The organism is Streptomyces sp. NPDC048496, assembly GCF_043200055.1.
Lineage (GTDB): Bacteria > Actinomycetota > Actinomycetes > Streptomycetales > Streptomycetaceae > Streptomyces.
In genome coordinates this window covers 25,488-49,071 of the sequence record NZ_JBICXB010000023.1, presented here as the reverse complement: position 1 = coordinate 49,071, position 23,584 = coordinate 25,488, and the positions used below count along the sequence as shown (strand labels likewise).

Annotated in this window: 24 protein-coding genes and 1 pseudogene; 14 read left to right on the top strand and 11 right to left on the bottom strand. The window is 69.6% G+C overall.

The genetic code is table 11. The annotated features are described in order from the left end of the window. Positions 1-156: 156 nt before the first annotated feature. The 6 genes from ACGFSA_RS21000 (at position 157) to ACGFSA_RS20975 (ending at position 4,516) form a co-directional block, all read left to right on the top strand. Positions 157-1,338, top strand: a complete 1,182-nt coding sequence (locus ACGFSA_RS21000; protein WP_393306283.1) for an acetyl-CoA acetyltransferase — start codon at positions 157-159, stop codon at positions 1,336-1,338. Between the two features lie 59 nt (positions 1,339-1,397). Then, complete coding sequence (locus ACGFSA_RS20995) at positions 1,398-2,075, top strand: pyridoxal 5'-phosphate synthase (RefSeq protein ID WP_393306281.1); 678 nt, start codon at positions 1,398-1,400, stop codon at positions 2,073-2,075. Between the two features lie 66 nt (positions 2,076-2,141). Then, a complete protein-coding gene (gene htpX / locus ACGFSA_RS20990; RefSeq protein ID WP_393306279.1) occupies positions 2,142-3,053 on the top strand; it encodes a zinc metalloprotease HtpX in 912 nt (303 codons plus the stop codon). Positions 3,054-3,063: 10 nt separating this feature from the next. Then, positions 3,064-3,648 (top strand): hypothetical protein, encoded by a 585-nt coding sequence (locus ACGFSA_RS20985; RefSeq protein WP_393306277.1) that lies wholly within the window; start codon positions 3,064-3,066, stop codon positions 3,646-3,648. 54 nt (positions 3,649-3,702) lie between these two features. Continuing rightward, positions 3,703-3,903, top strand: a complete 201-nt coding sequence (locus tag ACGFSA_RS20980; RefSeq protein ID WP_393306275.1) for a hypothetical protein — start codon at positions 3,703-3,705, stop codon at positions 3,901-3,903. 22 nt (positions 3,904-3,925) lie between these two features. Continuing rightward, positions 3,926-4,516 (top strand): DUF1707 domain-containing protein, encoded by a 591-nt coding sequence (locus ACGFSA_RS20975; protein WP_393306273.1) that lies wholly within the window; start codon positions 3,926-3,928, stop codon positions 4,514-4,516. Between the two features lie 215 nt (positions 4,517-4,731). Here the strand turns inward: ACGFSA_RS20975 and ACGFSA_RS20970 are convergent, their stop codons facing one another. Beyond that, positions 4,732-5,154 (bottom strand): Zn-ribbon domain-containing OB-fold protein, encoded by a 423-nt coding sequence (locus ACGFSA_RS20970; RefSeq protein WP_393306270.1) that lies wholly within the window; start codon positions 5,152-5,154, stop codon positions 4,732-4,734. After that, positions 5,151-5,603, bottom strand: coding sequence for a DoxX family membrane protein (locus ACGFSA_RS20965; RefSeq protein ID WP_393306268.1), 453 nt, complete (start codon positions 5,601-5,603; stop codon positions 5,151-5,153). Before ACGFSA_RS20965 ends, ACGFSA_RS20970 begins: the two co-directional genes overlap by 4 nt. 585 nt (positions 5,604-6,188) lie before the next feature. On the opposite strand from ACGFSA_RS20965, the gene ACGFSA_RS20960 reads away from it, so the two are divergent. Both ACGFSA_RS20960 and ACGFSA_RS20955 read left to right on the top strand, forming a co-directional pair. After that, entirely contained in the window at positions 6,189-8,417 is a 2,229-nt protein-coding gene (locus ACGFSA_RS20960) for an acetate--CoA ligase family protein (RefSeq protein WP_393306266.1), read from the top strand. Positions 8,418-8,481: 64 nt separating this feature from the next. Beyond that, positions 8,482-9,339 carry an enoyl-CoA hydratase/isomerase family protein gene (locus tag ACGFSA_RS20955; RefSeq protein ID WP_393306264.1) on the top strand — a complete coding sequence of 286 codons (858 nt, stop codon included), beginning with the start codon at positions 8,482-8,484 and terminating at the stop codon, positions 9,337-9,339. A gap of 80 nt (positions 9,340-9,419) precedes the next feature. Here the strand turns inward: ACGFSA_RS20955 and ACGFSA_RS20950 are convergent, their stop codons facing one another. The 4 genes from ACGFSA_RS20950 to ACGFSA_RS20935 all read right to left on the bottom strand — a co-directional run bounded on the left by ACGFSA_RS20950 (position 9,420) and on the right by ACGFSA_RS20935 (position 12,328). Next, positions 9,420-9,677 (bottom strand): hypothetical protein, encoded by a 258-nt coding sequence (locus tag ACGFSA_RS20950; protein ID WP_393306262.1) that lies wholly within the window; start codon positions 9,675-9,677, stop codon positions 9,420-9,422. Positions 9,678-9,752: 75 nt separating this feature from the next. Continuing rightward, entirely contained in the window at positions 9,753-10,661 is a 909-nt protein-coding gene (locus tag ACGFSA_RS20945; protein ID WP_393306260.1) for a hypothetical protein, read from the bottom strand. A 9-nt stretch (positions 10,662-10,670) separates the two neighbouring features. Then, complete coding sequence (locus ACGFSA_RS20940) at positions 10,671-11,666, bottom strand: helix-turn-helix domain-containing protein (RefSeq protein ID WP_393306258.1); 996 nt, start codon at positions 11,664-11,666, stop codon at positions 10,671-10,673. 275 nt (positions 11,667-11,941) lie between these two features. Next, a complete protein-coding gene (locus tag ACGFSA_RS20935; protein ID WP_393306256.1) occupies positions 11,942-12,328 on the bottom strand; it encodes an ATP-binding protein in 387 nt (128 codons plus the stop codon). 211 nt (positions 12,329-12,539) lie between these two features. On the opposite strand from ACGFSA_RS20935, the gene ACGFSA_RS20930 reads away from it, so the two are divergent. From ACGFSA_RS20930 to ACGFSA_RS20915, 4 genes are all read left to right on the top strand, one after another. Next, positions 12,540-13,418, top strand: coding sequence for a helix-turn-helix domain-containing protein (locus ACGFSA_RS20930; protein WP_393306254.1), 879 nt, complete (start codon positions 12,540-12,542; stop codon positions 13,416-13,418). Then, the gene (locus tag ACGFSA_RS20925; RefSeq protein ID WP_393306252.1) at positions 13,415-13,624 is read left to right on the top strand and encodes a DUF397 domain-containing protein; all 210 of its coding nucleotides are present in this window, start codon (positions 13,415-13,417) and stop codon (positions 13,622-13,624) included. Before ACGFSA_RS20930 ends, ACGFSA_RS20925 begins: the two co-directional genes overlap by 4 nt. 156 nt (positions 13,625-13,780) lie before the next feature. Then, on the top strand, positions 13,781-14,479 hold the full coding sequence (locus tag ACGFSA_RS20920; protein ID WP_393306250.1) for a VOC family protein: 699 nt from the start codon (positions 13,781-13,783) through the stop codon (positions 14,477-14,479). A 219-nt stretch (positions 14,480-14,698) separates the two neighbouring features. Next, positions 14,699-15,304 carry a flavin reductase family protein gene (locus ACGFSA_RS20915; protein ID WP_393306373.1) on the top strand — a complete coding sequence of 202 codons (606 nt, stop codon included), beginning with the start codon at positions 14,699-14,701 and terminating at the stop codon, positions 15,302-15,304. On the opposite strand, the gene ACGFSA_RS20910 is transcribed toward ACGFSA_RS20915, so the two are convergent. Then, the gene (locus ACGFSA_RS20910) at positions 15,294-16,691 is read right to left on the bottom strand and encodes an MFS transporter (protein WP_393306248.1); all 1,398 of its coding nucleotides are present in this window, start codon (positions 16,689-16,691) and stop codon (positions 15,294-15,296) included. The two genes, ACGFSA_RS20915 and ACGFSA_RS20910, sit on opposite strands and share 11 nt — an antisense overlap. On the opposite strand from ACGFSA_RS20910, the gene ACGFSA_RS20905 reads away from it, so the two are divergent. Further along, positions 16,679-16,981: a hypothetical protein gene (locus tag ACGFSA_RS20905; protein WP_393306246.1), complete on the top strand. Its 303-nt coding sequence runs from the start codon at positions 16,679-16,681 to the stop codon at positions 16,979-16,981. The genes ACGFSA_RS20910 and ACGFSA_RS20905 overlap by 13 nt on opposite strands. On the opposite strand, the gene ACGFSA_RS20900 is transcribed toward ACGFSA_RS20905, so the two are convergent. Both ACGFSA_RS20900 and ACGFSA_RS20895 read right to left on the bottom strand, forming a co-directional pair. Further along, the gene (locus ACGFSA_RS20900) at positions 16,938-17,330 is read right to left on the bottom strand and encodes a DUF2809 domain-containing protein (RefSeq protein ID WP_037693196.1); all 393 of its coding nucleotides are present in this window, start codon (positions 17,328-17,330) and stop codon (positions 16,938-16,940) included. The genes ACGFSA_RS20905 and ACGFSA_RS20900 overlap by 44 nt on opposite strands. Positions 17,331-17,343: 13 nt before the next feature. Further along, the gene (locus ACGFSA_RS20895) at positions 17,344-18,639 is read right to left on the bottom strand and encodes an MFS transporter (RefSeq protein ID WP_393306371.1); all 1,296 of its coding nucleotides are present in this window, start codon (positions 18,637-18,639) and stop codon (positions 17,344-17,346) included. An 87-nt stretch (positions 18,640-18,726) separates the two neighbouring features. Between ACGFSA_RS20895 and ACGFSA_RS20890 the strand changes: the two genes are divergently transcribed. Then, positions 18,727-19,716 carry a GlxA family transcriptional regulator gene (locus tag ACGFSA_RS20890; RefSeq protein ID WP_393306244.1) on the top strand — a complete coding sequence of 330 codons (990 nt, stop codon included), beginning with the start codon at positions 18,727-18,729 and terminating at the stop codon, positions 19,714-19,716. A 2-nt stretch (positions 19,717-19,718) separates the two neighbouring features. Here ACGFSA_RS20890 and ACGFSA_RS20885 read toward each other — a convergent pair. Together ACGFSA_RS20885 and dnaE are read right to left on the bottom strand one after the other, a co-directional pair. Continuing rightward, a pseudogene (locus tag ACGFSA_RS20885) lies at positions 19,719-19,808 on the bottom strand (DUF6300 family protein); the annotation flags it as partial. A gap of 66 nt (positions 19,809-19,874) precedes the next feature. Beyond that, the gene (gene dnaE / locus ACGFSA_RS20880) at positions 19,875-23,468 is read right to left on the bottom strand and encodes a DNA polymerase III subunit alpha (RefSeq protein WP_393306242.1); all 3,594 of its coding nucleotides are present in this window, start codon (positions 23,466-23,468) and stop codon (positions 19,875-19,877) included. Positions 23,469-23,584: the final 116 nt, after the last annotated feature.

Below are 23,584 nucleotides of genomic sequence, written 5' to 3'. Positions count from 1 at the left end.
GGCTCCTTCCCCTCAGGGGCCGTCGACCCCTGACCTGACGGGCCGTCATGCTAGGGGTGTTGGCGCCAGAAACCCAGACTCGCGCACACCCCCGCTCCCGGACCCGGCCCGCCCGCACACCGGTCTGTACGCCATATCTGATGTACCGTCAGATTCATGCCTTCCTCGCCCTCCTCTCCCCCGCGCAAGGTCGCTGTCGTCGGCATATCCCTCGCGGACTGCGGACGTGTCGACGGCCCGACTCCGTACGCCCTCCACGCCCAGGCCGCCCGCCGGGCGCTCGCCGACTCGGGCCTGGACCGCTCGGTCGTCGACGGTTTCGCCTCCGCCGGACTCGGCACGCTCGCCCCCGTCGAGGTCGCCGAGTATCTGGGGCTGAAACCCACCTGGGTGGACTCCACGGCGGTCGGCGGTGCGACCTGGGAGGTGATGGCCGCCCACGCCGCCGACGCGATCGCGGCAGGCCGCGCGAACGCCGTACTCCTGGTGTACGGATCGACCGCCCGCGCCGACATCAGGGCGGGGCGCCGCACGTCGAACCTGTCGTTCGGTTCGCGCGGCCCGCTCCAGTTCGAGGTGGCGTACGGGCACTCGCTGATCGCCAAGTACGCCATGGCCGCCCGCCGCCATATGCACGCGTACGGGACGACGCTCGAGCAGCTCGCCGAGGTGGCGGTCCAGGCGCGGGCGAACGCGGCGGCCAACCCGGACGCGATGTTCCGGGACCCGATCACGGTGGACGACGTGCTGTCCGGCCCGATGATCGCGGACCCGTTCACCAAGCTGCACTGCTGCATCCGCAGCGACGGTGGGTGCGCGGTGCTGCTGGCCGCGGAGGAGTACGTGCCGGACACGGCGAAGGCTCCGGTGTGGATCCTCGGCACGGGTGAGCACGTCTCGCACTCCACGATGTCGGAGTGGGGCGACTTCACGGTCTCCCCGGCGGCCGTCTCGGGCCGCCTGGCGTTCGAACGGGCCGGGGTGCGGCCGGCGGACATCGACCTGGCCGAGATCTATGACGCGTTCACCTATATGACGCTGGTGACGCTGGAGGACCTCGGCTTCTGCGCGAAGGGCGAGGGCGGCGCCTTCGTCGAGAGGGGCCGCACGGGCCTGACCGGCGAACTCCCGGTCAACACCGACGGCGGCGGCCTCTCCGCCTGCCACCCCGGCATGCGCGGGCTGTTCCTGCTGGTGGAGGCGGTACGGCAACTGCGCGGGGAGGCGGGAGACCGTCAGGTCCGGAAGACGGACGGACGGCTGCCGGAGCTGGCGGTGGCCTCGGGGACGGGCGGCTGGTTCTGCTCGTCGGGGACGGTGGTGCTGGGGCGGGGATGAGGGGGGTGCGAGGGGGGCGAGGCGACGGGGCACTCCGGGTCCTGATGTCCAATGGCCGCATGACGGATGCATCGACCTCTGCCCAGCGCACCTTCCGGGACCTCCTGCACGCCCAGCGCGTCTGGGACGTGGACCTCCCCGCCTTCGACCCGGCCGCCGCACCCCGCACCCCGCTCCCCCTCTTCCACGCCTGGTTCGCCGAGGCGGTGGCCGCCGGGCAGACCGAGCCGCACACCATGACGCTGGCCACGGCCGACGCCGAGGGCCACCCCGATGTACGGACGCTGATGCTGCACGACGCGGACGACCGCGGCTGGCACTTCGCCACCCACGCCACCAGCGCGAAGGGCCGCCAGCTCGCCGCGCGTCCGCATGCGGCGCTCGGTTTCTACTGGCCCGCACAGGGCCGACAGGTACGGGTGCGAGGTCCGGTCACCGCCTGCACCCCGGCCGAGAGCCGGGCCGATCTGCACGTCCGCTCGACCGGGGCGCTGGCCTCGGCACTGGTGGGACGACAGAGCGAGGTGCTCGGCTCGTACGAGGAGCTGAACCGCGCCTCGGACGCCGCATGGGAGCGGGCGCAGGCGGAACCGGAGGCGGACGTGACGAGCTGGACACGGTACGTGGTCGAGCCGCACGAGGTCGAGTTCTTCCAGGGCGAAGTGCGGCGACGGCACGTCCGGCTCCGCTACCGCCGGGACGGCGGCGACTGGACCCGGGAACTGCTCTGGCCGTGAGCCGGAAAACCGATTTCGACCAGAAAGGGGCACTATGGGAAGCAGGTGAGCTGCTGGAGGCATTCCATGACACGAGCCCGTTCCCGTTACGCCCCCGACCACGGTCTGACCACGCGCATGGTCACCACCATGTTCCTGATCGGACTGCTGTACGTGGTCCTCGTCGGCGTGCTCCTCGCAGTGCTGCGGGGCGCCTGGCCGATCATCCTGATCGTCGTGGGCGGCCTGTTCATCGCGCAGTTCTGGTTCAGCGACCGCATCGCCGCCTTCAGCATGGGCGCCCGCGAGGTCACCCCCGAGGAAGCACCCGAGCTGCACGGCACCATCGACCGGATCTGCGCCCTGGCCGACATGCCGAAACCCCGGGTGGCCATCGCCCAGAGCGACGTACCGAACGCCTTCGCCACCGGCCGCGGCGAGAGGACCGCCCTCGTCTGCGCCACCACCGGGCTCCTGCGCAGACTGCAACCCGAGGAGCTGGAGGGCGTCCTCGCACACGAGATGTCGCACGTCGCGCACCGGGACGTCGCCGTCATGACGATCGCCTCGTTCCTCGGCGTCATGGCAGGCGTGGTCACCCGCGTCGCCCTCTGGGGCGGCTTCTCCCGCAGCAGCCGCAGCAACGACCCCGTCGGCATCGCGATCCTGCTGATCCCGCTGATCAGCGCCGTCGTGTACTGCCTGAGTTTCCTGCTCACCCGACTGCTCTCGCGCTACCGCGAACTCTCCGCCGACCGCGCCGCCGCCCTCCTCACCGGCCGCCCCTCCGCGCTCGCCTCGGCGCTCACCAAGGTCAGCGGGCAGATGGCCCGGATCCCGACGGAGGACCTGCGGAAGGCGGAGCCGTACAACGCCTTCTACTTCGTCCCGGCGTTCTCCTCCAAGGAGAGCCTCAGCCGGCTGCTCTCCTCCCACCCGACGCTCGAACAGCGCCTCGACCAGCTGGCCCGCATCTCCGCCGAACTCGCCCGCCCGTAAGGAGTCCGCAGTGGGTCTGCTCGACACGATCCTGGGACGCAGCAAACCGGTCCGCCCCGACCTCGACCAGCTCTTCGCCGTACCGTCCGCCGCACTCACCCTCCAGGCGGGCGCGGGCTTCATCCCCACCGGTCTGGGCTCGGTCTGCTTCGCGGGCGTGGAGGGCGGCACCTTCGCCCGTATCCAGCAGGACGTACAGGAACTCCTCGACGCGGACACGGACCGGGGCGGGATCCCGGTGGAGTTCAGCCACGATTCGTACGGCTACACCTGGCTGCTCGCCCGCCACTCCCCCGACGACGTGGCCGCCCTGGTCAACGACCTGCACGCGGTCAACACCCTGCTCCAGGACGGCGGCTTCGGCCCGCAACTGCTCTGCTCACTGATCGGTTTCCGCGACGGCGGGGGGCGGTCCCTGGCACTGGTGTATTTGTACAAACGTGGTTCGTTCTATCCGTTCGCCCCGGTGCCGGGCGGCGCCGAGAGACGGGACAGCGCCCTGGAGCTGCAGGTCAGGGCGACACTGGGCGACGACTTGCGGGTCGAGCAGGATCTCGCCCGGTGGTTCCCGGTCTGGGGCGCGCCCGGCCTGTGATCATCAGGCGGTGTGTGCACCGGCCACGAAGGCGGACCAGGCGGCCGGGCCCGGTTGAGCAAGGAGCACGACTGGCCGCCGGGGGCGACCTGTCTCGGCCCGTCGGCGCGGGATCTGTACGTGGGGATCCCCGCGGCGCACGGCAACACCTATCCGCTGAGTCGGCAGTGCGGGGCGCAGGAGGAGGGGGAGTTCGTGGACGCGGAGCTGCTGCACGGGGTGGTGGTTGCGCAATTGGTACGGGAGAACTGGTGACCCGTTCCGTATCATCAGGTTCATGACTCCTGAGCGCCCGAATTCCGTCAGTCGGCTTCGTGCCTCCGACGCCGACCGTGAAGCGGTGGTGGAGCAGCTCCAGGAGGCGGCGGCCGAGGGCCGCATCGATCTCGACGAGCTGGATACGCGCCTGGGTCAGGCGCTCGCCGCCAGGACCTTCGCCGAGCTGGAACCCCTCACCGCCGATCTGGCGCCCGCGCCGCAGAACGCGATGGAGCCGCTGGTCATCGAGGGCGGCATCCACGGCCTGGCACGGACCGGACGGTGGAAGGTGCCTGCGCGCATCGACGTGGGCGGCGGCATGGGCGGCGCCAAGCTCGACTTCACGCAGACCGAGACCCGACTGCGCGAGATCGATCTGGAGGTCAACGGCCAGATGGGCGGGGTCGTCGTCGTCGTACCCAGGGGGTGGGCGGCGGAGACCGACGACGTCCGTCCCGGCATGGGCGGCTTCAAGGACCGGACCCGGGGCGAGAGGCTCCCGGGCGCACCGCTGCTCCGCCTCACCGGCTCGGGCGGCATGGGCGGAGTGGTCGTCCGCCACCCGAACATCAGGGAGCGGTGGAAGCTGCGCCGCAGCAAGCGGCGCTGAGTCCGCCGCGTCAGAGCCTGTCGGGTGACCTTCGATCGGAAAGCTGACGCGGTCTGGTGCGTGCGATTCCAAGGCGCTGGAAGGTCCTCGGATGGGGTCTCCCCTGCTCGAACGAAGCTGAGAGCTTGGGGAAGGAGCTACTAGGGCATTTCGGCAACGCGGGAAGCGTGCGTGCCAGGGCGTGGCCGCCCGATCAGAGGTCACCCGACAGGCTCTCAGGCAGCGGCTTCCGGCCGGAAGACCGGGACCGCCTCGCACCCCTCCTCCCGCCGGAAGGCGACGCGCAGCTCCATGTCGATCGCGAGGGCAGACTCCTCGCAGTCGACGATCTCCGTCATCATGCGCGGCCCCTCGGCGAGGTCGACGACGGCCGTCGTGTAGGGGACGCGGGCGCCGAACGGCGGCAGGTCGTTGCGGTGGACGACGGACCAGGTGTAGAGCGTGGCGCGGCCGCTCGCCCGCTCCCAGTCGACGTCCTCGCTCCAGCACGTGGGGCAGAACTCGCGCGGATAGTGGTGGGCGGCGCCGCAGGCACGGCACCGTAGCAGCAGCAAGTGGCCCTCGGCGGCGGCGTCCCAGTAGGGGCGGGTGAAGTCGTCCGGCTCGGGCAGGTCGAAGCGGGGGGTGGCGGCGGTCATCCGAAAAGTCCGATCGCGTGGTCGAGGGACCAGACCTGCCAGGACATGGCGAAGAGGGCGACGAGCGAGATCAGCGCCATCATCGCGTTCTGCCCCTGCTCGGCCCAGTCGTGGATCATCAGCACCAGGTGGAGGAGATTGAGGAGCAGCCCGCCGACGAGCGCGACCGGGGTGAGGAAGCCGACGATCAGCCCGAGCCCGAGGGCGAGTTCCGCGTACACGACGAGGTAGGCCATCACCTTGGGGCGGGGCGCGACGACCTTCTCGAAGCCGCTCCTGACCGCAGGCCACTTGTGCTTGCCCGCGACGTCCGCCGCCCAGGCGATGCCCGTACCGCGTTCGAACCAGCCCTTCTTGTCCTTGTGCCGCCAGCTCTCCAGCCACCACAGCCCGAGCCCTGTTCGAAGGACGGCGAGCCACTCGGCTCCGCCGAGCCAGATCGTCCGCATCAGGACCCCTCCCGCTCAACGAATCTGACGGTACGTCAGTTCACCTGATCCGACACCGCCGCGCAAGAGGTGCGCGAAGGCGCCCGTCGGCAGCCGGAGTCGGCGAGGACCCGGGCGAGCGGCACCTTCGCGGCGCCGGCGCCCTCCAGCACGGCGACGGCCAACTCGGGCTTGGGTGAAGCAGAAGTACTTCCAGGCGCCGCGCGTGGTCGCTTTCACGGTGCCGCCGGAGGAGCCGTTGACGTACGAGGAGCGCAGACGCAACCGGTAACCGGTCTCGTGCGTGCCACCGACCCGGCTCGGTCGGCCGGGTGACGAGTCGGGCCGCGCGACACCCGCACATCGTCAGGTGTAGACGACGTGAAGGGCGCGGCCGCACGCGCAGCGCATGTCATGACTGCGGCAAACCGGGGCTTTCGGGCCGGAGCCGGGGTCGCCGGCCCGGCAGGCCCGGCGGGCCCGGCCGGCCTTTGCCTGCACACCCATTCCTGACGGGGCGTCAGTTCAGTAACCTGACATAGTGTCAGCTTATGGCTGGCCGGGTACAGGCACCCCGACGGACTTCTGGCAGGAGTGGGCGGAACGATGCTTGGATCGACTCACGGCACCCTCACCACACACTTCCGCGCCCGGGTGGTGGCCTGCGGCGAGGAGCCGCACGCCGCCGTCCACAGCATGGCGGTCGCCGCCGCGGAAGGCGATCTCGATGTCAGCGGCCGCCCGCTGCACGCTCCCGTGCCGGATCTGGACCGGTTCTTCCGGCCCGAGTCCGTGGCCGTCATCGGGGCGTCCGACGCCGAGGGCCGGCCCAATACCGGCATCACCCGGCAGCTCGTCGCCTGGGCCGAGCGGGTCGGGGCGCGGCTGCATCCGGTCCACCCCGCGCGGGAGTCCGTGTTCGGCCGGCCCTGCTCCCGTTCCGTCGCGGACCTGCCGGAGCAGGTCGATCTGGCGGTGCTGCTGGTCGGCGACCCGCTTCCGGTGATCGAGGAACTCGGGCAGGCCAAGGTGAAGTTCGCGGTCGCCTTCGCCTCCGGGTTCGCCGAGACCGGCGAGGAGGGCGCCGCCGCCCAGGCGCGGCTGGTGGCCGCGGTGGAGCGGTCGGGGCTGCGGCTGCTCGGGCCGAACACCAACCTCAACGCGTTCGAGGCGTTCCGGGACGACCTGGACGGGCCGGCGATCGCCCTGATCACCCAGTCCGGTCACCAGGGCCGACCCGTGTACACCCTTCAGGAGTTGGGCGTGCGGCTGTCGCACTGGGCGCCCACGGGCAACGAGGCGGATCTGGAGACCGCCGACTTCATCTCGTACTTCTCGCAGCGTCCCGAGGTCGGGGCCATCGCCTGCTACGTGGAGGGGCTCAAGGACGGGCGTTCCTTTCTCCTCGCCGCGGACCGGGCGGCGCGGGCCGGGGTTCCGGTGGTGGCGGTCAAGGTGGGGCGTACGGAGACGGGGGCCAGGATGGCCGCGTCACACACCGGCAAGCTGACCGGCGCCGACCAGGTGGTGGACGCGGCGATGCGTCAGTTCGGCGTGATCCGGGTGGACGGGCTCGACGAACTCCAGGAGACCGCCGCGCTGCTGGCCCGGGCACGGAAGCCGCAGGCCGACGGGGTCGTCGTGTATTCGATCTCGGGCGGCACGGGCGCGCACTTCTCGGACCTGGCGACCGGGGCGGGGCTGAGGCTCCCCACCCTCTCCGAGGAGAAGCAGCGCGAGCTGCACGCGTGGATTCCCGGCTATCTGAACGTCGCGAACCCCGTCGACAACGGCGGGCACCCGGTCGGCGACTGGCGCGGCCGGAAGATCATCGACGCGATCCTCGCCGACCCGGACGTCGGGGTGCTGATCTGTCCGATCACCGGCCCGTTCCCCCCGATGAGCGACCGGCTCGCGCAGGACCTGGTGGACGCGGCGGAGACCACGGACAAGCTGGTGTGTGTGGTGTGGGGCTCGCCCGTCGGCACGGAGGACGCGTACCGCACGACACTGCTCGGCTCGTCGCGCGTCGCCACCTTCCGCACCTTCGGCAACTGCATCACCGCCGTGAAGGCCTACCTGGACCACCACCGGTTCGCCGCCTCGTACCGCTCGCCCTTCGACGAGGCACCGCGCACCCCGTCGCCCTCGTTCCGCAAGGCGCAGGCCCTGATGCGCCCGGGCCACCAGTTGAGCGAGCACGCGGCGAAGCAGCTGCTGCGGGCGTACGGAATCCGCGTGCCGCGGGAGCAGTTGGTGACGAGCGCCGCGGCGTCCGTCCGGGCGGCGGGGCTGGTCGGCTACCCGGTCGTCATGAAGGCGTCGGGCGCGCATCTCGCTCACAAGACGGAGCTCGGCCTGGTCAAGGTCGGGCTCACCTCCGCGAGCCAGGTGCGGGACGCCTATCGCGAACTGACCGACATCGCGCGGTACGAGGGCGTCGAGCTGGACGGCATCCTGGTCTGCCAGATGATCGAGCGGGGCGTCGAAATGACGGTCGGCGTCACGCACGACGCCCTGTTCGGACCGACGGTCACGGTCGGGCTCGGCGGCGTGCTCGTGGAGGTGCTGCACGATGCTGCGGTGCGGGTGCCGCCGTTCGGCGAGGACCAGGCGCGGTCGATGCTCGGCGAACTGCGCGGCCGAGCCCTGCTGGAAGGCGTACGCGGCGGACCGCCGGTGGACGTCGACGCGCTCGTCGAGGTCGTGCTGCGTGTCCAGCGGATGGCGCTGGAACTGGGCGACGAGCTCTCCGAGCTGGACATCAACCCGCTGATGGTGCTGGGGCGGGGACAGGGCGCGGTGGCGCTGGACGCGCTGGCTGTCTGCCGCTGACCGGTCACCGGGCGACCCGCCCCGCCGCCGCCCGCCACCCCACCACCCGCCAAGGAGCTGCCTCATGCCGTCCTCCCCCGAAGACACCGCCGAGCACACCGAGTACACCGGGTCCGCCGCACCGGCCGACCCGCTTGATTCATTGATACTCCACGCCACTGACAACAGCGTCTCGTGGATCACGCTGAACCGCCCCGAGGCGATGAACGCGGTCACCTGGGACCAGCGGGAACGCGTCATCACGCTCCTCGGCGAGGCCTCCGCCGCCCCGTCGGTCCGGGCCGTCGTCCTCACCGCCACCGGCCGCGGCTTCTGCGCGGGCGCCGACCTGCGCGGCGCCTCGTCGACGGGCGACCGGGTACCCGGCGACGTGGCCCGCACCATCCGGCTGGGCGCGCAGCGCCTGATCGCCGCGGTTCTGGACTGCGAGAAACCGGTCATCGCGGCCGTCAACGGCACGGCGGCCGGCATCGGCGCCCACCTCGCGTTCGCCTGCGATCTCGTGCTGGCCGCCGAGTCGGCGAGGTTCATCGAAGTCTTCGTACGCCGCGGTCTCGTACCCGACGGCGGCGGCGCGTATCTGCTGCCGCGCCTGATCGGCCCGCAGCGCGCCAAGGAGCTGATGTTCTTCGGCGACTCGCTCCCGGCGGCGGACGCGGAACGTCTGGGCCTGGTCAACCGGGTGGTCCCGAACGAGGAGCTGGAAGCGGCGGCCCGCGCGTGGGCTCAGCGGCTGGCCGACGGCCCGACCCGGGCGATCGCCCTCACCAAGCAGCTGGTGAACGCGTCGCTGGACTCCGACCGGGCGACGGCCTTCGCGGCGGAGGCGGCGGCCCAGGAGATCAATATGACGACGCAGGACGCCAACGAGGGCGTGGCGAGCTTCGTGGAGCGGCGCGCACCGAAGTACCGGGGGCTTTGAGTGCTCTGGGGGCGCTCACGTCATCCTCCCCGCCAGGGAGTGGGACTGTGGGCCACCGGCGGGTCTCGGCCGCAGTCTGCCTACCTCTCGGCGGAGACGTCCTCGGCTGACGTGGCAGTGGGGGCACGCAGGAGCCAGCGGCTCAGGGTGTCGAGGTCGGTGCAGCCTGTGATGCGTTCGCGCGCCTCGTCGGGTACGTCGATCTCGGCCTGGGCTAGGAGAAGGAGGATGCTCCTCGCAATGCCTTCCGCGCGGCCCTCTTCACGGCCCTCTGCCCGAGCCTCCTCCCGGATCTCTTCCGAGAGAGGTGACTTGTAAAAGGAAAGGTCCACGGCCACCAGGTTCCTCCGCTGTTGTGCGGCCGGGACTCATCCATCGGCGTGAGCCACCGGCGGGTCTCGGCGGCAGTCCGCCTACCTCTCGGCGAAGACATCCTCGACGGAAGCGGCGGTGGGGACACGCAGGAGCCAACGACTCAGCATGTCGAGATCAGTGCAGCCCGTGATGCGCTCGCGCGCCTCGTCGGACACGTCGACGCCGACCTGGGCGAGAAGCAGCAAGATGCTCCTCGCAATGCCTTCTGCACGGCCCTCTTCACGGCCCTCTTCACGGCCTTCTGCTCGACCCTCGTCCCGGATCTCTTCCGAGAGGGGTGACTTGTAAAAGGAAAGGTCCACGGCCACCAGGTTCCTCCACTGTTGTGCGGCCGGACGGTTGCCCAGGCCTTGCGCGGTGAGTTCGACGATGGGGTCGGCGATGGTTTCCGGTACGTCCCGCAGAGCGGTCGAGAGTGTTTTGAGTATGACACCGATGTCCGGATCGCCCGCGTGTGTGATCGCGGCCAGCGTGGCCAGTGCCAGGTCCTTGCGAGCCTCGGCCACATCCTTGATCACCGGCATGTTATGCGGGCCAGCGACGAGGGCTTGCAGAGTGAGCACGGGCGATTGCGGGTGGCCGACGGGGAAGGGGCGTGCGGCCCATTCGGCGGTGGCTCGGTCCTGGCAGACGACCAGCAGCATGGGCGGCAGTTTGTACTTCGCCTGTAAGTAGGACAGGTAGTATATCCAGCTCGCCGGTTTCTCCGGGTCCTTCTTGCCCTGGGCCTCGATCGCCAAAAGGTACGACTGATCGTCCTCCATGTCGATGCGCAGCAGGGTGTCGACACGGCGTTCGAGGGGCCTGTGCTCGGTGAGGTCCGTAGGCATGATGGTGGCCGAGGCGGGTGGTCCGATCGCGACCCCCAGTACCTCGGAGACTCGGGAGAAGAGTCCGGGGTACTCCTGGAAGATGCGATGCATCGCCTCGTGGGACGAGCTGACCATGTGGGTTTCCTAGAGTTGTTGAGCGGTCGGATGGAATTTGTCGGTCCGGCAGTCGGGGCACTCTCCTGGCTCCGCCGCGCGGAACGCCCGGTCGCAGCCGTCGCAGTTCTGTAGCGGGAACGGCCGGGTCGGGAGTTCGGCCGGGGCCCGGAACGGGGGTGGTGGCGGAAGCCGGGCGGTGAGCCGGTGGGCGAGAAGACCGGCGGGGCGGCGCAGCCCTTCGGGTGGGAGTTCGCTGGTCAGGGCGTGTTCTACGGCGGCGGGGCCGGCCTCGCGCTCCAGCCATGTGGCAACCCCCGGGGCCAGAAAGTCCACGTCCTGCGCGGAGAGCAGCAGGCGCGGGTCCTGGCGGTGCAGCCCGGTGAGCAGGTCGGCGGCGGTCCGGAGGAGGGACGCTGCGGGAAAGGCCGGCTGCGGTACGAGGAGGGGCCTGGACCGGCTGTGTGGGGCGCGCTCGCGGCGTGGCATGGGTGCGGGCTCGCGGCGTGGTGCGGGCACGGTTCGGGCCGGAGCCCTGAGCGGACGCATGTCGTCGGCTTCGGACTCCCGACAGGGTCGGAACGACGCGGGCGGCCGGGCCGTACGCTGCGGGCGCGGTGGACACTCACGGCCCGGAGCAGCTTCTGTGGTCCGCCGGTCGGCAGGCTGATTGCAGGAGACGGTACGGGTGACGATCCGGCCGTTGGCCAGGCGCGTGCGGGTGCGTCGCAGGTAGCCGTGGGCTTCGAGTTCGCGTAACGCGGCGGCGATCCGGGCCTCGCTCTCCGGGAAGCGGCCGGCGAGGTCCTTGATGCCGATCCTGGCTCCGGCGGGCAGCGACTGGATGTGTGCGGCGAGCCCGATCGCGGTGAGGGAGAGCTCGCGGTGCTGGGTGAGGTGGTTGCCCACGACCGTGAAACGGCTGGTGTGCCGGGAGTTGTCGTGCACGACACCGGAGGACGGCGTGGCGTCTCCGCGTACGTGGGACGGGGCGCGCGAGGGCGCGCTAATCTGCTGGGTATCCATCGGGAAGCGTTCTCTTCCTCGTTGGTCAGGCCCTCGATCGGGATGCCAGTCCCGGCCGGGGGCCGTCCCACGTCTGGGGTTGTTCGTCGCGGCGAGCATATGCCAACCAACCGTCCCGAATGGCAGCCAAGTTGGCCGATCTCACCCATGTGGGTGACGGGAGGCGCGGTGAGGTTGGGAAGGGTCATTTCCCAAGTTCTTCAAGGCTTTTGATGTCGCGCGGAGCCGCGTCACGGAGGACCGGATCGCGGAAATCCACGACCCGGTGGCGGCGGTTACGGTACGAGGTCGAGCTCGGCCCAGACGGCCTTACGGGGGAAGGGCCCGGGACTGACACCCCAGCGGTCCGCAAGCGCCTCGACGATCAGCAGGCCGCGCCCGGATTCGCAGTCACCGTCCGGGACGGCCGTGTCCGCCGGACCGAGCGGAAGGCACTCGCCACGGGCATCGCTCACCTCGATCCGCAGGAGCGCGCCGCCGCCGTGGACCGTGAGGTCGAGCCGGAAGTCCCGCCCCGGCACGCGGCCGTGGACCATGGCGTTGGCCGCCAGTTCGGCGACGATCTGTGCGGCCGAATCCGACGGGAGTCCCCACTCGCCCAGATGGGCGGTGGTGAGCAGCCGGGCCAGCCTGGCTCCCCGGCGGGTAGGCGAGAGCAACACGGTGAACGTGCTGCTGGGAGCTGGGGGTTGGGGGGGCGGTGATTTCTTGTTTCACGTCACTGAGCGTGGCCGGTCACGCATACGCTGACCAGTGATCAAGCGGATGCTTACGGTGACTGTCCGACGCTTGTCCGGAGTTGTCCGGGCTGTCGGGAGCGGGCGTGCGGGTAGGTGGTGCCGCGATGGTGACGGCCCGTCGGAGGTGGCGCGGATGCGGGTGGATGCGGACGGTACGGAGCGGTCCGGGGACGAGACGGACGAGCCCGGTTGGGAGGTCGACCCCGACGACGAGTCCGGCGCGGCGGTCGTTGCCACGGTGGGGCGGCAATTGAGACTGCGCCGGGAGGCGGCCGGGATGCGGGCGGCCGAGTTCGGTGTGGCGATCGGGTACGGGGAGGACCAGGTCTACAAAGTCGAGGCCGGGAAGCGGATTCCGCGACCGGAGTATCTGGACAGGGCGGACGATGTCCTGGGCGCGGATGGGCTGATCACCGCGATGAAGAAGGACGTGGCGGAGGTCCGGTACCCGAAGAAGATTCGGGATCTGGCACGGATGGAGGCGCGGGCGGTGGAGCTGCTGTCGTACGGCGACCACAACCTGCACGGTCTTTTGCAGACTGATGAGCATGCCCGAGCGCTGCTCGGGACGCGCCGACCTGCGTACTCCCAGGATGAACTGGAACGCATGGTGGCTGCCCGTACGGCTCGGCGTTCCATCTTCGACCGGTCACCCGCACCGGATCTCAGTTTTGTCCTGGAAGAAGTGACGCTGCGCCGCCCGATCGGGGGAACAATGGTGCGACGCCAGCAACTTGAACACCTGTTGGAGGTGGGGCAGATGCGGAACGTCGAAATTCAGGTGATGCCGACCGACCGCTGGGACCACCCGGGAACAGGCGGAAAGATCCAGGTGCTGAAGTTCAGTGACGGCTCTGGGGTAGGGCGTACCGAAGGCGTGCACGGCGGGCGTCCGGTCTCCGATCCGCGACAGCTTCGGGTCCTTGAGCTGCGGTATGGCATCATCCGGGCCGAGGCTCTCACTCCACGGGAGTCGCTGGCCTTCATCGAGCAAGCGCTGGGAGAGACATGATCCGCAAGACCTCCGTCGAAGACGCTCCCGAACTGAAGTGGTTCAAGAGCAGCTACAGCGACAGCAGCGACGGCAACGACTGCGTCGAGATCGCCACCACCCCCAGCACGATCCACGTCCGCGACTCCAAGAACACCCAGGGCCCCCGGCTCACCGTCGCACCCCACGCATGGACGGACTTCGTCACGTACGCCACCGGAAGCTGACCCTCAACCACTCTCCTCCCTGCCAGGCGTCCTCCCCGAGTCCTTCGCAGCGCGCCTAGGCGAGTGACTCCTCTCCGGCGCGCGGCAGAGACAAGTGGTCCGGAAGCACTGGGTGAACGAGAGCGGATTGTCAGGCCTGCGCGCTACGTTGAGCCCATGCCGTACGTAGAGGAAAAGACCGAGCGCATCAGGCCGCAGCAGTTCCATGAGTCCGTGGGCCTGGAGGACTGGCGCGTGCTGGGCGAGGGAGCTTGCGCGTACTTCCGCACCGCGTCGTTCACGGTCGGCGCCCAGCTTGTGCAGGCGATCAGCGAGCTGCCCGGCGTCGGGGCCGGCCACCCCGACGTCGATCTGCGGCACGAGGGCGTGACCATACGGCTGATCACGATCACGGACGACTATTACGGGCTGAGCAAGCGGCACATCGAGCTGGCCCGTCAGATCTCGGCAGCGGCACGGGCGCTGAACATCCCCGCCGACCCGTCCGCCGTGCAGACCGTACAGGTCACCATCGATGCCCTCGTCGGCCCCGATGTGGTGCCGTTCTGGCGTGCCCTGCTCGGCTATGCGGACCGCGCGAACAGCCCCGAGGACCTGATCGATCCGCACGGCCGCGGGGCACCGTTCTACTTCCAGCAGATGGACGCACCGCGCCCGCAGCGCAACCGGGTCCACATCGATGTCTGGGTGCCGTACGACCAGGCCGAGGCACGGATAGCGGCGGCGCTCGCCGCCGGTGGCCGCCTGGTGAGCGCCGCCGACGCGCCGTCGAACTGGGTGCTGGCCGATCCCGAGGCCAACGAGGCTTGCGTCGGCACGGCCGGCTGGACCGGGCCGTACCCCGGCCGCCGGTGAGAGTCGTAGCCGGACGAAGACATGTCGCCGGTTGAACGCAGCGGGCGCAGGGATCTCGCGGCCGTCCGCCTTCGGGCGGGAGTGGCCTTCAGCCCGACCGGCGACATCGCTTCCGGGGCGCGGTCGACACCGTCTCGCGCCCCTGGAACCCTCCTCCCCCACCCCTTCCTATCTGACGTGTCGTCAGTTTCAATGGGAGGCGTGATGGGACACGCAGGCATGGCCGCCACCGCCGTCCGGTACCTCAGGTCCGTCGGCGCCGCCACCACCGCAGGGCCGACGCCGGTCGATCCGCTGCCGCGCCCCGATCTGCGGGCCGTCGCCGACGACGAGCGGCTGCCGGTCGATCCGGGTCAATTCCGCCGTGTGCTCGGCCACTTCGCCAGCGGCGTCACCGTCATCACCGCCCACGACCCGGACGACGCGGACGGCCCTGCGGGGTTCGCCTGCCAGTCGTTCGCCTCGCTCTCCCTCGACCCGCCGCTGGTCACCTTCATGGTCGCCCGTACGTCGACGACCTGGCCCCGCATCGCCCGCGCCGGGGCCTTCTGCGTCAACATCCTGGGGGCGGAGCAGGCCGCGCTGTGCCGGGGGTTCGCGGTGAGCGGGGCCGACAAGTTCGCCGGAGTGGCGTACGAGGCCTCTCCCGCGACCGGGTCACCGCTGCTGGATTCCGTACCCGCCTGGATCGACTGCCGCATCCAGGCCGTCCACACGGGCGGCGACCATCTGATCGTGGTCGGCCGGGTGGAGGCGCTGGGGGCATCGGACGGGGACGGTCCGCTGCTGTTCCACCGGGGGGAGTTCGGGCGCTTCAGCGGGTGACGGACGACTCCGCCACCTCGCCCGATCCCCCGGCCGTCATCGGCGCGACCGCCTCAGAGCCTGTCGGCACCACCGGTTCCGGGGTTTCCGCCTTCCGCCGGATCACCAGCGCCATCAGCGCCGCCGTCGCGCACAGCGCCCCCGACGTGTACCAGACCATGTCGTACGAGCCGAACACATCACGCGCCACACCGCCGAGGAACGCCACCAGCGCCGCGCCCACCTGGTGGGAGGCGAGGACCCAGCCGAAGACGATCGCGCTGTCCTCGCCGTACTGCTCGCGGCAGAGCGCCAGCGTCGGCGGGACCGTGGCCACCCAGTCCAGGCCGTAGAACACGATGAAGAAGACCATCGGCGGGTGCACCGTCGGTGCCATCAGCATCGGCAGGAAGAGCAGCGAGATGCCGCGCAACGCGTAGTAGACGGCCAGGAGTCGGCGGGCGTCGAAGCGGTCGGTGAGCCAGCCGGAGAAGACCGTGCCGATGATGTCGAAGACGCCGATGACGGCGAGCAGCGAGGCGGCCGCGGTGATGGGCATGCCGTGGTCGTGGGCCGACGGCACGAAGTGCGTACGGATCAGGCCGTTGGTCGAGGCGCCGCAGATCGCGAACGTACCCGCGAGCAGCCAGAACGGTCCGGTGCGGGCGGCGTCGACCAGGACGCGTACGGTACGGGCCGCCGCTCCCCGGGCCGGTGCCGGCTTCTCGGCGTACGCACCGCCGTAGGGGGCCAGGCCCACATCGGCCGGGTGGTCACGCATCAGGAGCCAGACGAACGGGACGACGACGAGCGCGGCCAGCGCGACGGTGACCGAGGCCGGGCGCCAGCCGTGCTCCTCGACGATCCATGCGCACAGCGGCAGGAAGATCAGCTGGCCGGAGGCGCCGGCCGCGGTGAGGATGCCGGTGACCAGGCCGCGTCTGGCGACGAACCAGCGATTGGTGACCGAGGCCGAGAAGGCCAGCGCCATCGAGCCGGTACCGAGGCCGACGAGCAGCCCCCAATAGATCATCAGCTGCCAGGAGGCCGTCATCCAGACACTGGCGAACGCCCCCGCCGCGACCGCGGACAGGGCCACGACGACGACCCGGCGGATGCCGAACCGGTCCATCAGCGCGGCGGCGAACGGCGCGGTCAGTCCGTACAGCGCCATGTCGATCGAGACGGCCAGCCCGATCTCCCCGCGCGACCAGCCGAACTCCGTGTGCAGCGGGTCGATGAGGAGGCCGGGAAGGGAGTTGAACGCGGCGCCGCCGATGATCGTCACGAACGTGACGACGGCGACGATCCAGGCGCGGTGGATGCGAAGGCGGGAGCGCCCGTCGGGGGCTGCGGGGGTGGCCTGCCGGTCGTCGTCCCGGGCGGCGCTTTCGGTTGTCTGGGTCACGCCACTCAGCATCGGGTCACGGCGTACGCCTTCACGAGTGGCCGGAGGGACACGCTTCGCAGGAATCGGGCCATCTCGACCGACGCCTTCCGGCCCGGACGGGCTCGTATGCGCGTACGATCACCTGTCGGCCGGCGGGCGGTGCGTCCACCCCCTTCGACTTCTCGGCCCCCTCGTCCGTCCTCGGTGCGGCGCTGTTCGTCGCCGGCAGTGTGCGCAAGCAGACCAGCGCCCATGTCTTCGAGGTCATCGAGAAGCAGAAGTCCGAGGAGCGCTCCCGGCAGAAGTAGCCAGGGCCGCCGCGGCCCAGGCGCACCCCGCACCCACCGCGTACCAGAACAGATCGGGTGCGTTGAAGGTCGAGCCGAGCACCAGCCTCGCAACCGTGCTGTGCCGGGAAAGGTCCGCGGGCAGCCCGGTCAGTTGCAGCAGTTCGACCGCCCAGCTGAACGCCAGCGCCGTCCCGGCCACCGCGACCGGCCGCGTGCGGGGCGCGGCCACGACCACCAGGGTGCAGATCAGCACCGTATAGAGAGCGTCCCCGGCGTACTTGGCGACATCCCCGTCGGCCACCGCCCTGACCCCGAGCCCGGCGGCAACGGTCAGCACCGCCGCTCCCGCAGCCGCCACACGCGACACCGTCACGCCCCCCTCACCCGATCCGCTCCAGCCGGCGGATCGGCCGGGCCACCAGCAGCACACCCACCACCAGTGCGTTGATCACCGCTCCGGCCAGCAGCACCTCGGGGGCGCCCACCGCGTCCGCGACCGGGCCCGCCAGTGCCCGGCCCGCGGCCAGCATCAACAGGGAGCCCGCCACGTCGTACGCGTGCAGCCGGTTCAGGGCCTCCGGCGGGACGTGCGTCTGGACCGTCGTCGACCACATCACCAGCCAGAACGCGAACACCCCGCCCGCCACGAACTGCCCGACCCCCAGCGCGGACACCGGCAGCCCGAGCCCCAGCACCACCAGGTTCACGCACACCCCGGTCAGCGCGATCGCGCCCGCCGCGAGCGGGCGGCGCGGTCTCAGCCGCAGGGCCAGCAGTCCGCCGACCACGCTGCCCGCGCCGTTGACCGCCATCATCACGCCGTACGTCCCCGAGCCGTGCGCCTCGGTGACCTCGACCGCGGTCAGCGGGAGCATCGGGCCGATCACGGTGAATCCGTACACCGTCCAGATCGCGATCACCCCCCACAGCCAGCTGCGGGCCTTGAACTCCCGCCATCCGTCGACCAGTTCGGCGACGAATGTGCCGCGCTGCACCGTGTCGGACGGCATCGGGGCGAGCCGCAGCAGGAAGAGGCAGACGCCGGAGACCGCGAACGTCGCCGCGTTCGCCGCGTATACGGCTCCGGCGCTCGCGAGTCCGACCAGAAGTCCCGCGAAGGCCGGGCCCGCCATCGTCATCAGCGCCTCGGAGACCCGGAGCACCGCGTTGCCGCGCTGCACGTCCAGCGACACCCGGGGAACGGTCGACGCGACGCCCGGCTGGAAGAGCGCGGCACCGACGCCGGCCACCGCGCTCAGCGCGTACACCGCCCACAGCGGCGGGTTGCCGGTCGCGAAGCAGACGGCGAGCACCGATGCCCCGACCAGCCGCAGCACATCAGCGATGATCATCATTCGACGCGGCGTGAAACGATCCGCCAGCACGCCGCCGAAGAGCACGAAAAGCGCCAGCGGGCCCATCCAGGCGGCCAGTGCGAAGCCGACGGACGCGTGCGGGCGACCCGCTCCCAGCAGACCCGCGGTGAGCGCCACCGGGATCATGCCGTCGCCGAAGAGCGCGGCGGTCCGGGCGATGAAGAAGAGCCGGAAGTTACGGTTCCAGAGCTCGCTTCCCGGGCGTTCGCCGTCCCGGCGCGTGTCCAGGGGTGGCAGGGCGGGCGATGAATCCAAGGGGGACGACTGCGAGGGTGCGTTCGCGCGGGCCGTGCCGGGAATGCACTCGTGCTCTGCTGACTTTTCCTTCACGTCGGTGACATGTATCAGTTTATGGTCTATACCACTAGGGGTGAAGGGAGCCTTGCTGTGAAACACAGAGTCGTCGTCCTCGCCCTCGACGGGCTGCTCCCGTTCGAACTGGGCATCCCTCAAAGGATCTTCGGCCTGGCACGCGGTTCCGAGCCGCATGACAAGGGCCGGAAACTGTACGAAGTCGTTACCTGTTCCGTCCGCCCACCGGGACCGGTCTCGACCGACGCGGACTTCACGATCACGGTCGAGCGTGGCCCCGAAGCACTGGCCACCGCCGACACGGTCGTCATCCCCGCCTCGTACGAACTCGGCCCCGTCCACGAAGAGGGCAGGCTGACGGACGAACTCGCCGCGGCGTTCGCGTACATCAGACCGGGCACCCGGCTCGTCTCGATCTGCACCGGCAGTTACGTCCTCGCCGCCGCCGGGTTCCTCGACGGGCGCCCCGCCACCACGCACTGGTCCTCCGCCGACCACTTCCAGCGGCTGTTCCCGCAGGTCCAGGTCGACCCGGACGTCCTGTTCATCGACGACGGGGACGTCCTCACATCCGCCGGGGTAGCCGCCGGCATCGACCTGTGTCTGCACATCGTGCGCCGCGACCACGGCACGGCCGTCGCCAACGACGTCGCCCGCCGCACGGTCGTGCCACCGCACCGCGACGGCGGGCAGGCGCAGTACATCCAGCGCCCCGTCCCCGAGGCGCAGTTCGCGACCACGACCGGTGCGCGGGCCTGGGCGCTCGGGCGGCTGGACCGGCCGATCCTGCTGCGCGACATGGCGCAGCAGGAGTCGATGAGCGTACGGACGTTCACGCGCCGGTTCCGTGAGGAGGTCGGGATCAGCCCCGGGCAGTGGCTGACCCAGCAGCGGGTGGAGCGGGCGCGCGGGCTGCTGGAGTCCACGGACCTGTCGATCGACCAGGTGGCGCGCGAGGCGGGGTTCGGCACGGCGACGTCACTGCGGCAGCACATCCAGGCGGCGCTGGGGGTGTCGCCGACGGTGTACCGGCGGACGTTCCGGGCGACGGTCGGCTCACCGTGATCACAGACCGGGCACAGTACGGCCTCGCGCACACCTTGGATCTCTTCGCCGCGGGCATTCTTCCAGGAGTGTGAGAACCGGGCCGATAACAGCCACCCCCCATCACTGTGCGCAGTTCGGTGGATCGGCGAGTTGCAGCACGATTTCGTCCTCGTCGGTCACGCCGCGCCCTGCCAGGCGTCGGGGCCAAAGGTGCCCTTGATATCGGAAGCGACCGAGGTCGGGTCTACCAAGAATCCCAACTCGTACAGGACGGTCTTCGCGGGCGTCTGAACCCGCATCCGTACCGGACTCTCACCCTTGTGCGCGGCAAGGATGCGCTTCAGCTCGGCGACGGTCGACTCATTGATCTTGTGGGCGGGAAAGGACAGCATGACCGGTGGCCGGCCGCCACTCTCCGCCGAGGACACGTCAAGCACCTGAATCTCCTGTCCGAAGATGCTGACGGCCCCGTCACGGTCGTTGAGACGTCCCTGGACAGAGACGACGGTGTCCGGGATCAGAGCGTGCTGGACGAGGGTGTAGACGGCTGGGAAGAACAGGATCTCCATCTCGCCGTCACGGTCCGCAAGGTTGATGATCGCCCAGGCATTGCCCTGCTTGGTCATCCGGCGGTCCACGCTGGTGATGAGGCCGGACAGCTGGACAGTGCCTTCCGTACGGCCCGAGCCGAGGAGTTCGCTGATCGTGGTGTCACGGTTGCGGGACAGGATGTGCTCGGTGCCGTCGAGCGGGTGCGCGGACACGTACAGCCCGAGCATCTCGCGCTCCGCGGCCAACAACTGCTTGCGGGGCCACTCGCCGTCGTCGATGGGGAAATCCAGTCCGAAGGCCGGCTCGTCGCTCTCGCCACCGAGGTCACCGAACAGGTCGTCCTGCCCGATCGCGGCCTGCTTCTTCACCGGAATGATCGCGTCGATGGCGTCCTCGTGCACAGCGGACAGCCCCTTGCGGCTGTGCTGCAGCGAGTCGAAGGCACCGGCCTTGATCAGGGATTCGACAGCCCGCTTGTTAAGGGCCCCGATGTCGGCCTTGTCGAGGAAGTCGGGGAAGGACGCGTACTTGCCCTTGGACTTGCGGGAGCCCACCAAAGAGTCGATGACACCCTCGCCGACGTTACGGACCGAGCGGAGCCCGAACCGTACGTCGTTGCCGATGGCGGTGAAGTTGGCGACGGACTCGTTGATGTCCGGCTGGAGCACCTGAACGCCCAGTTTCCGGGCATCGGCCAGATAGATCGCCGCCTTGTCCTTGTCGTCCCCCACGGAGGTGAGGAGCGCGGCCATGTACTCGGCCGGGTAGTTCGCCTTCAGGTAGGCGGTCCAGTACGAGACGAGCCCGTATCCGGCGGTGTGGGACTTGTTGAACGCGTAGCCCGAGAACGGGAGCATGACGTCCCACAGTGCCCTGGTGGACTCCTCGGAATAGCCGTTCTTGTTCATCATGCCGTCGGAGAACTTGTCCCACTCCGCGGCCAGCACCTCGGGCTTCTTCTTACCCATCGCTCGCCGCAGCAGGTCGGCGCCGCCCAAGGTGTACCCGGCGAGCTGCCGGGCGATGGCCATGATCTGCTCCTGGTAGATGAGCAGGTGGAAGGTGTTGCCCAGGATCGACTCCAGGGCCTCCTTCAGTTCCGGGTGGATCGGCTCGATCTCCTGGCGGCCGGTCTTGCGGTGCGCGTAGTTCGTGTGCGCGTTCGCCGCCATGGGGCCGGGCCGGTAAAGGGCAAGGGCCGCCGCGATGTCTTCGAACCGGGAGGGCTCCATCAGCTTCAGCAGGGTCCGCATGCCGCCGCCGTCGAGCTGGAACACACCGAAGGTGTCGCCGCGCGCCAGGAGCTGGAAGGTCGTGGCGTCATCCAGAGGGATCTGCTGCGCACCGTCCGTCGGCATCGTGTCGGTGGTGATGTTGATGCCGCGGTTTTCCCGGATGTTCTGGAGGGCATGGTCGATCACGCCCAGGTTCCGAAGCCCCAGGAAGTCCATCTTGACCAGCCCCATGTCCTCACAACTGGGGTAGTCAAATCCGGTGATCTTGACGCCGTCCTTGGCGCGCATGTGGAGCGGAATACGGTCGGTGAGCCGAGTCTTCGACAGGATGACCGCGGCCGCGTGGACGCCGGTGTTACGGATCAGTCCCTCGACGCCCTTGGCACCGTCGACGACCTTCTTGACGTCCGGCTCGTTCTCGTACAGGGCCCGGATCTCGCCGGCCTCCCCGTAGCGGGGGTGGCTCTCGTCGAAGATCCCGCTGATCGGGATGGACTTGCCCATCACATCCGGCGGCAGAGCCTTCGTGATCCGCTCACCGTGGCTGAACGGGTAGCCCAGGAGCCGCGACGTGTCCTTGATCGCGTTCTTGGCCTTGAGCTTGCCGAAGGTGTTCACCATGGCGGTGTACTCGTCGCCGTACTTGTCGACGACGTAGCGCACCATCCGGTCGCGGTGACGGTCGTCGAAGTCGAGGTCGACATCCGGCGGGTTGATGCGCTCCGGGTTCAGGAACCGCTCGAAGAGCAGACCGTGCTCCAGGGGGCACAGCTCGGTGATACGGGTGGCGTACGCGACGATCGAGCCGGTGGCCGATCCACGGCCGGGACCGACGGGGATCTTCTGGTCGCGGGCGTACCGGCAGATATCCGCGACGACGAGGAAGTAGCTGGAGAAGTTCATCGGACCGATGACCTTCATCTCGGTCTCGAACCGTTCGAGGACCTCGGCCGGGATCGGGTCGCCGTAGCGCATGGCGAGGCCCTTGAGGCACTCCTTGCGCAGCCAGGACTCCTGCGTCTCGCCCTCGGGAACGCCGGGGAAGTTCGGCATCTCGTCGACGTTCTCGAAGACCGATGCGTAGGACTCGATACGCTCCGCGATCAGCAGGGTGTTGTCGCACGCCTCGGGAATCTCGGAGAACAACTCCCGCATCTGGGCGGCGGTCTTGAGGTAGTAGCCGCTGCCGTTGAACCGGAACCGATTCGGGTCGGCCTTGTCCTTGCCGACACCGATGCACAGCAGGTTGTCGTGCGCGTCGGCGTGCTCCTCCAGCACGTAGTGCGCGTCATTGGTGGCCAGCAGCGGGATGCCGAGTTCCTTCGCCAGGCGAAGCAGGCCGCCCCGGACGTTGCGCTCCAGGTCCAGGCCGTGGTCCATCAGCTCCAGGAAGTAGTTCTCTTTCCCGAGGATGTCCTGGTATTGGGCCGCGATCTCCCGGGCCTCGTCGTACTGGTTCAGACGCAGCCGGGTCTGGATGGCACCCGAGGGGCAGCCGGTCGTCCCGATGATCCCCTCGGAGTGCTCGGCGATAAGTTCCATGTCCATACGCGGCTTGCCCGCCGGGAACTGGCCCGTGTAGGAAGCTTCCGTCGACAGGTAGAACAGGTTCTGCAGGCCCTTGACGTTCTGCGCCCACATCGTCATGTGAGTGAAGCGGCCACCGCCACTGACGTCCTTTGAGCCCTCACCGTCGTCCGACATCGCCCTGACACCGCCGGGGCCCCAGAACTCCTGCTTGCGGTTCCGGCGCGAGGACGGCGCCACGTACGCCTCGATACCGATGATCGGCTTGACGCCGTCAAAGCCCTTCGCGACCTGCTGGAACTCATACGCCCCGAACATGTTGCCGTGGTCGCTCATCGCGATGGCAGGCATGCCCTGACGCGCAACCTCGGCGAACATCGGCTTGAGCCGCTGAGCACCGTCGAGCATCGAGTATTCGGTGTGATTGTGCAGGTGAACGAAGGAATTGCGGGCCACCGGGCGGCACCTCCGGGGTGGATCGGGGAAGGCCCCACCCTAGCGCTCAAGGGACCTCGGAACGGCCTCCACGACACCCTTGGAGGAAGATCAAAAATGGGCGGAACGGTGACCTT

Bases quoted from the DNA above. Each gene is read 5' to 3' on its own strand.
- ACGFSA_RS20960 (WP_393306266.1), top strand. From the start codon at position 6,189: ATGCTTGGATCGACTCACGGCACCCTCACCACACACTTCCGCGCCCGG.
- ACGFSA_RS20970 (WP_393306270.1), bottom strand. From the start codon at position 5,154: ATGACCGCCGCCACCCCCCGCTTCGACCTGCCCGAGCCGGACGACTTC.
- ACGFSA_RS20940 (WP_393306258.1), bottom strand. From the start codon at position 11,666: ATGGATACCCAGCAGATTAGCGCGCCCTCGCGCGCCCCGTCCCACGTA.
- ACGFSA_RS20915 (WP_393306373.1), top strand. From the start codon at position 14,699: ATGGCCGCCACCGCCGTCCGGTACCTCAGGTCCGTCGGCGCCGCCACC.
- ACGFSA_RS20920 (WP_393306250.1), top strand. From the start codon at position 13,781: ATGCCGTACGTAGAGGAAAAGACCGAGCGCATCAGGCCGCAGCAGTTC.
- ACGFSA_RS20925 (WP_393306252.1), top strand. From the start codon at position 13,415: ATGATCCGCAAGACCTCCGTCGAAGACGCTCCCGAACTGAAGTGGTTC.
- ACGFSA_RS20995 (WP_393306281.1), top strand. From the start codon at position 1,398: ATGACGGATGCATCGACCTCTGCCCAGCGCACCTTCCGGGACCTCCTG.
- ACGFSA_RS20930 (WP_393306254.1), top strand. From the start codon at position 12,540: ATGCGGGTGGATGCGGACGGTACGGAGCGGTCCGGGGACGAGACGGAC.
- ACGFSA_RS20955 (WP_393306264.1), top strand. From the start codon at position 8,482: ATGCCGTCCTCCCCCGAAGACACCGCCGAGCACACCGAGTACACCGGG.
- ACGFSA_RS21000 (WP_393306283.1), top strand. From the start codon at position 157: ATGCCTTCCTCGCCCTCCTCTCCCCCGCGCAAGGTCGCTGTCGTCGGC.
- ACGFSA_RS20965 (WP_393306268.1), bottom strand. From the start codon at position 5,603: ATGCGGACGATCTGGCTCGGCGGAGCCGAGTGGCTCGCCGTCCTTCGA.
- ACGFSA_RS20975 (WP_393306273.1), top strand. From the start codon at position 3,926: ATGACTCCTGAGCGCCCGAATTCCGTCAGTCGGCTTCGTGCCTCCGAC.
- ACGFSA_RS20945 (WP_393306260.1), bottom strand. From the start codon at position 10,661: ATGGTCAGCTCGTCCCACGAGGCGATGCATCGCATCTTCCAGGAGTAC.
- htpX (WP_393306279.1), top strand. From the start codon at position 2,142: ATGACACGAGCCCGTTCCCGTTACGCCCCCGACCACGGTCTGACCACG.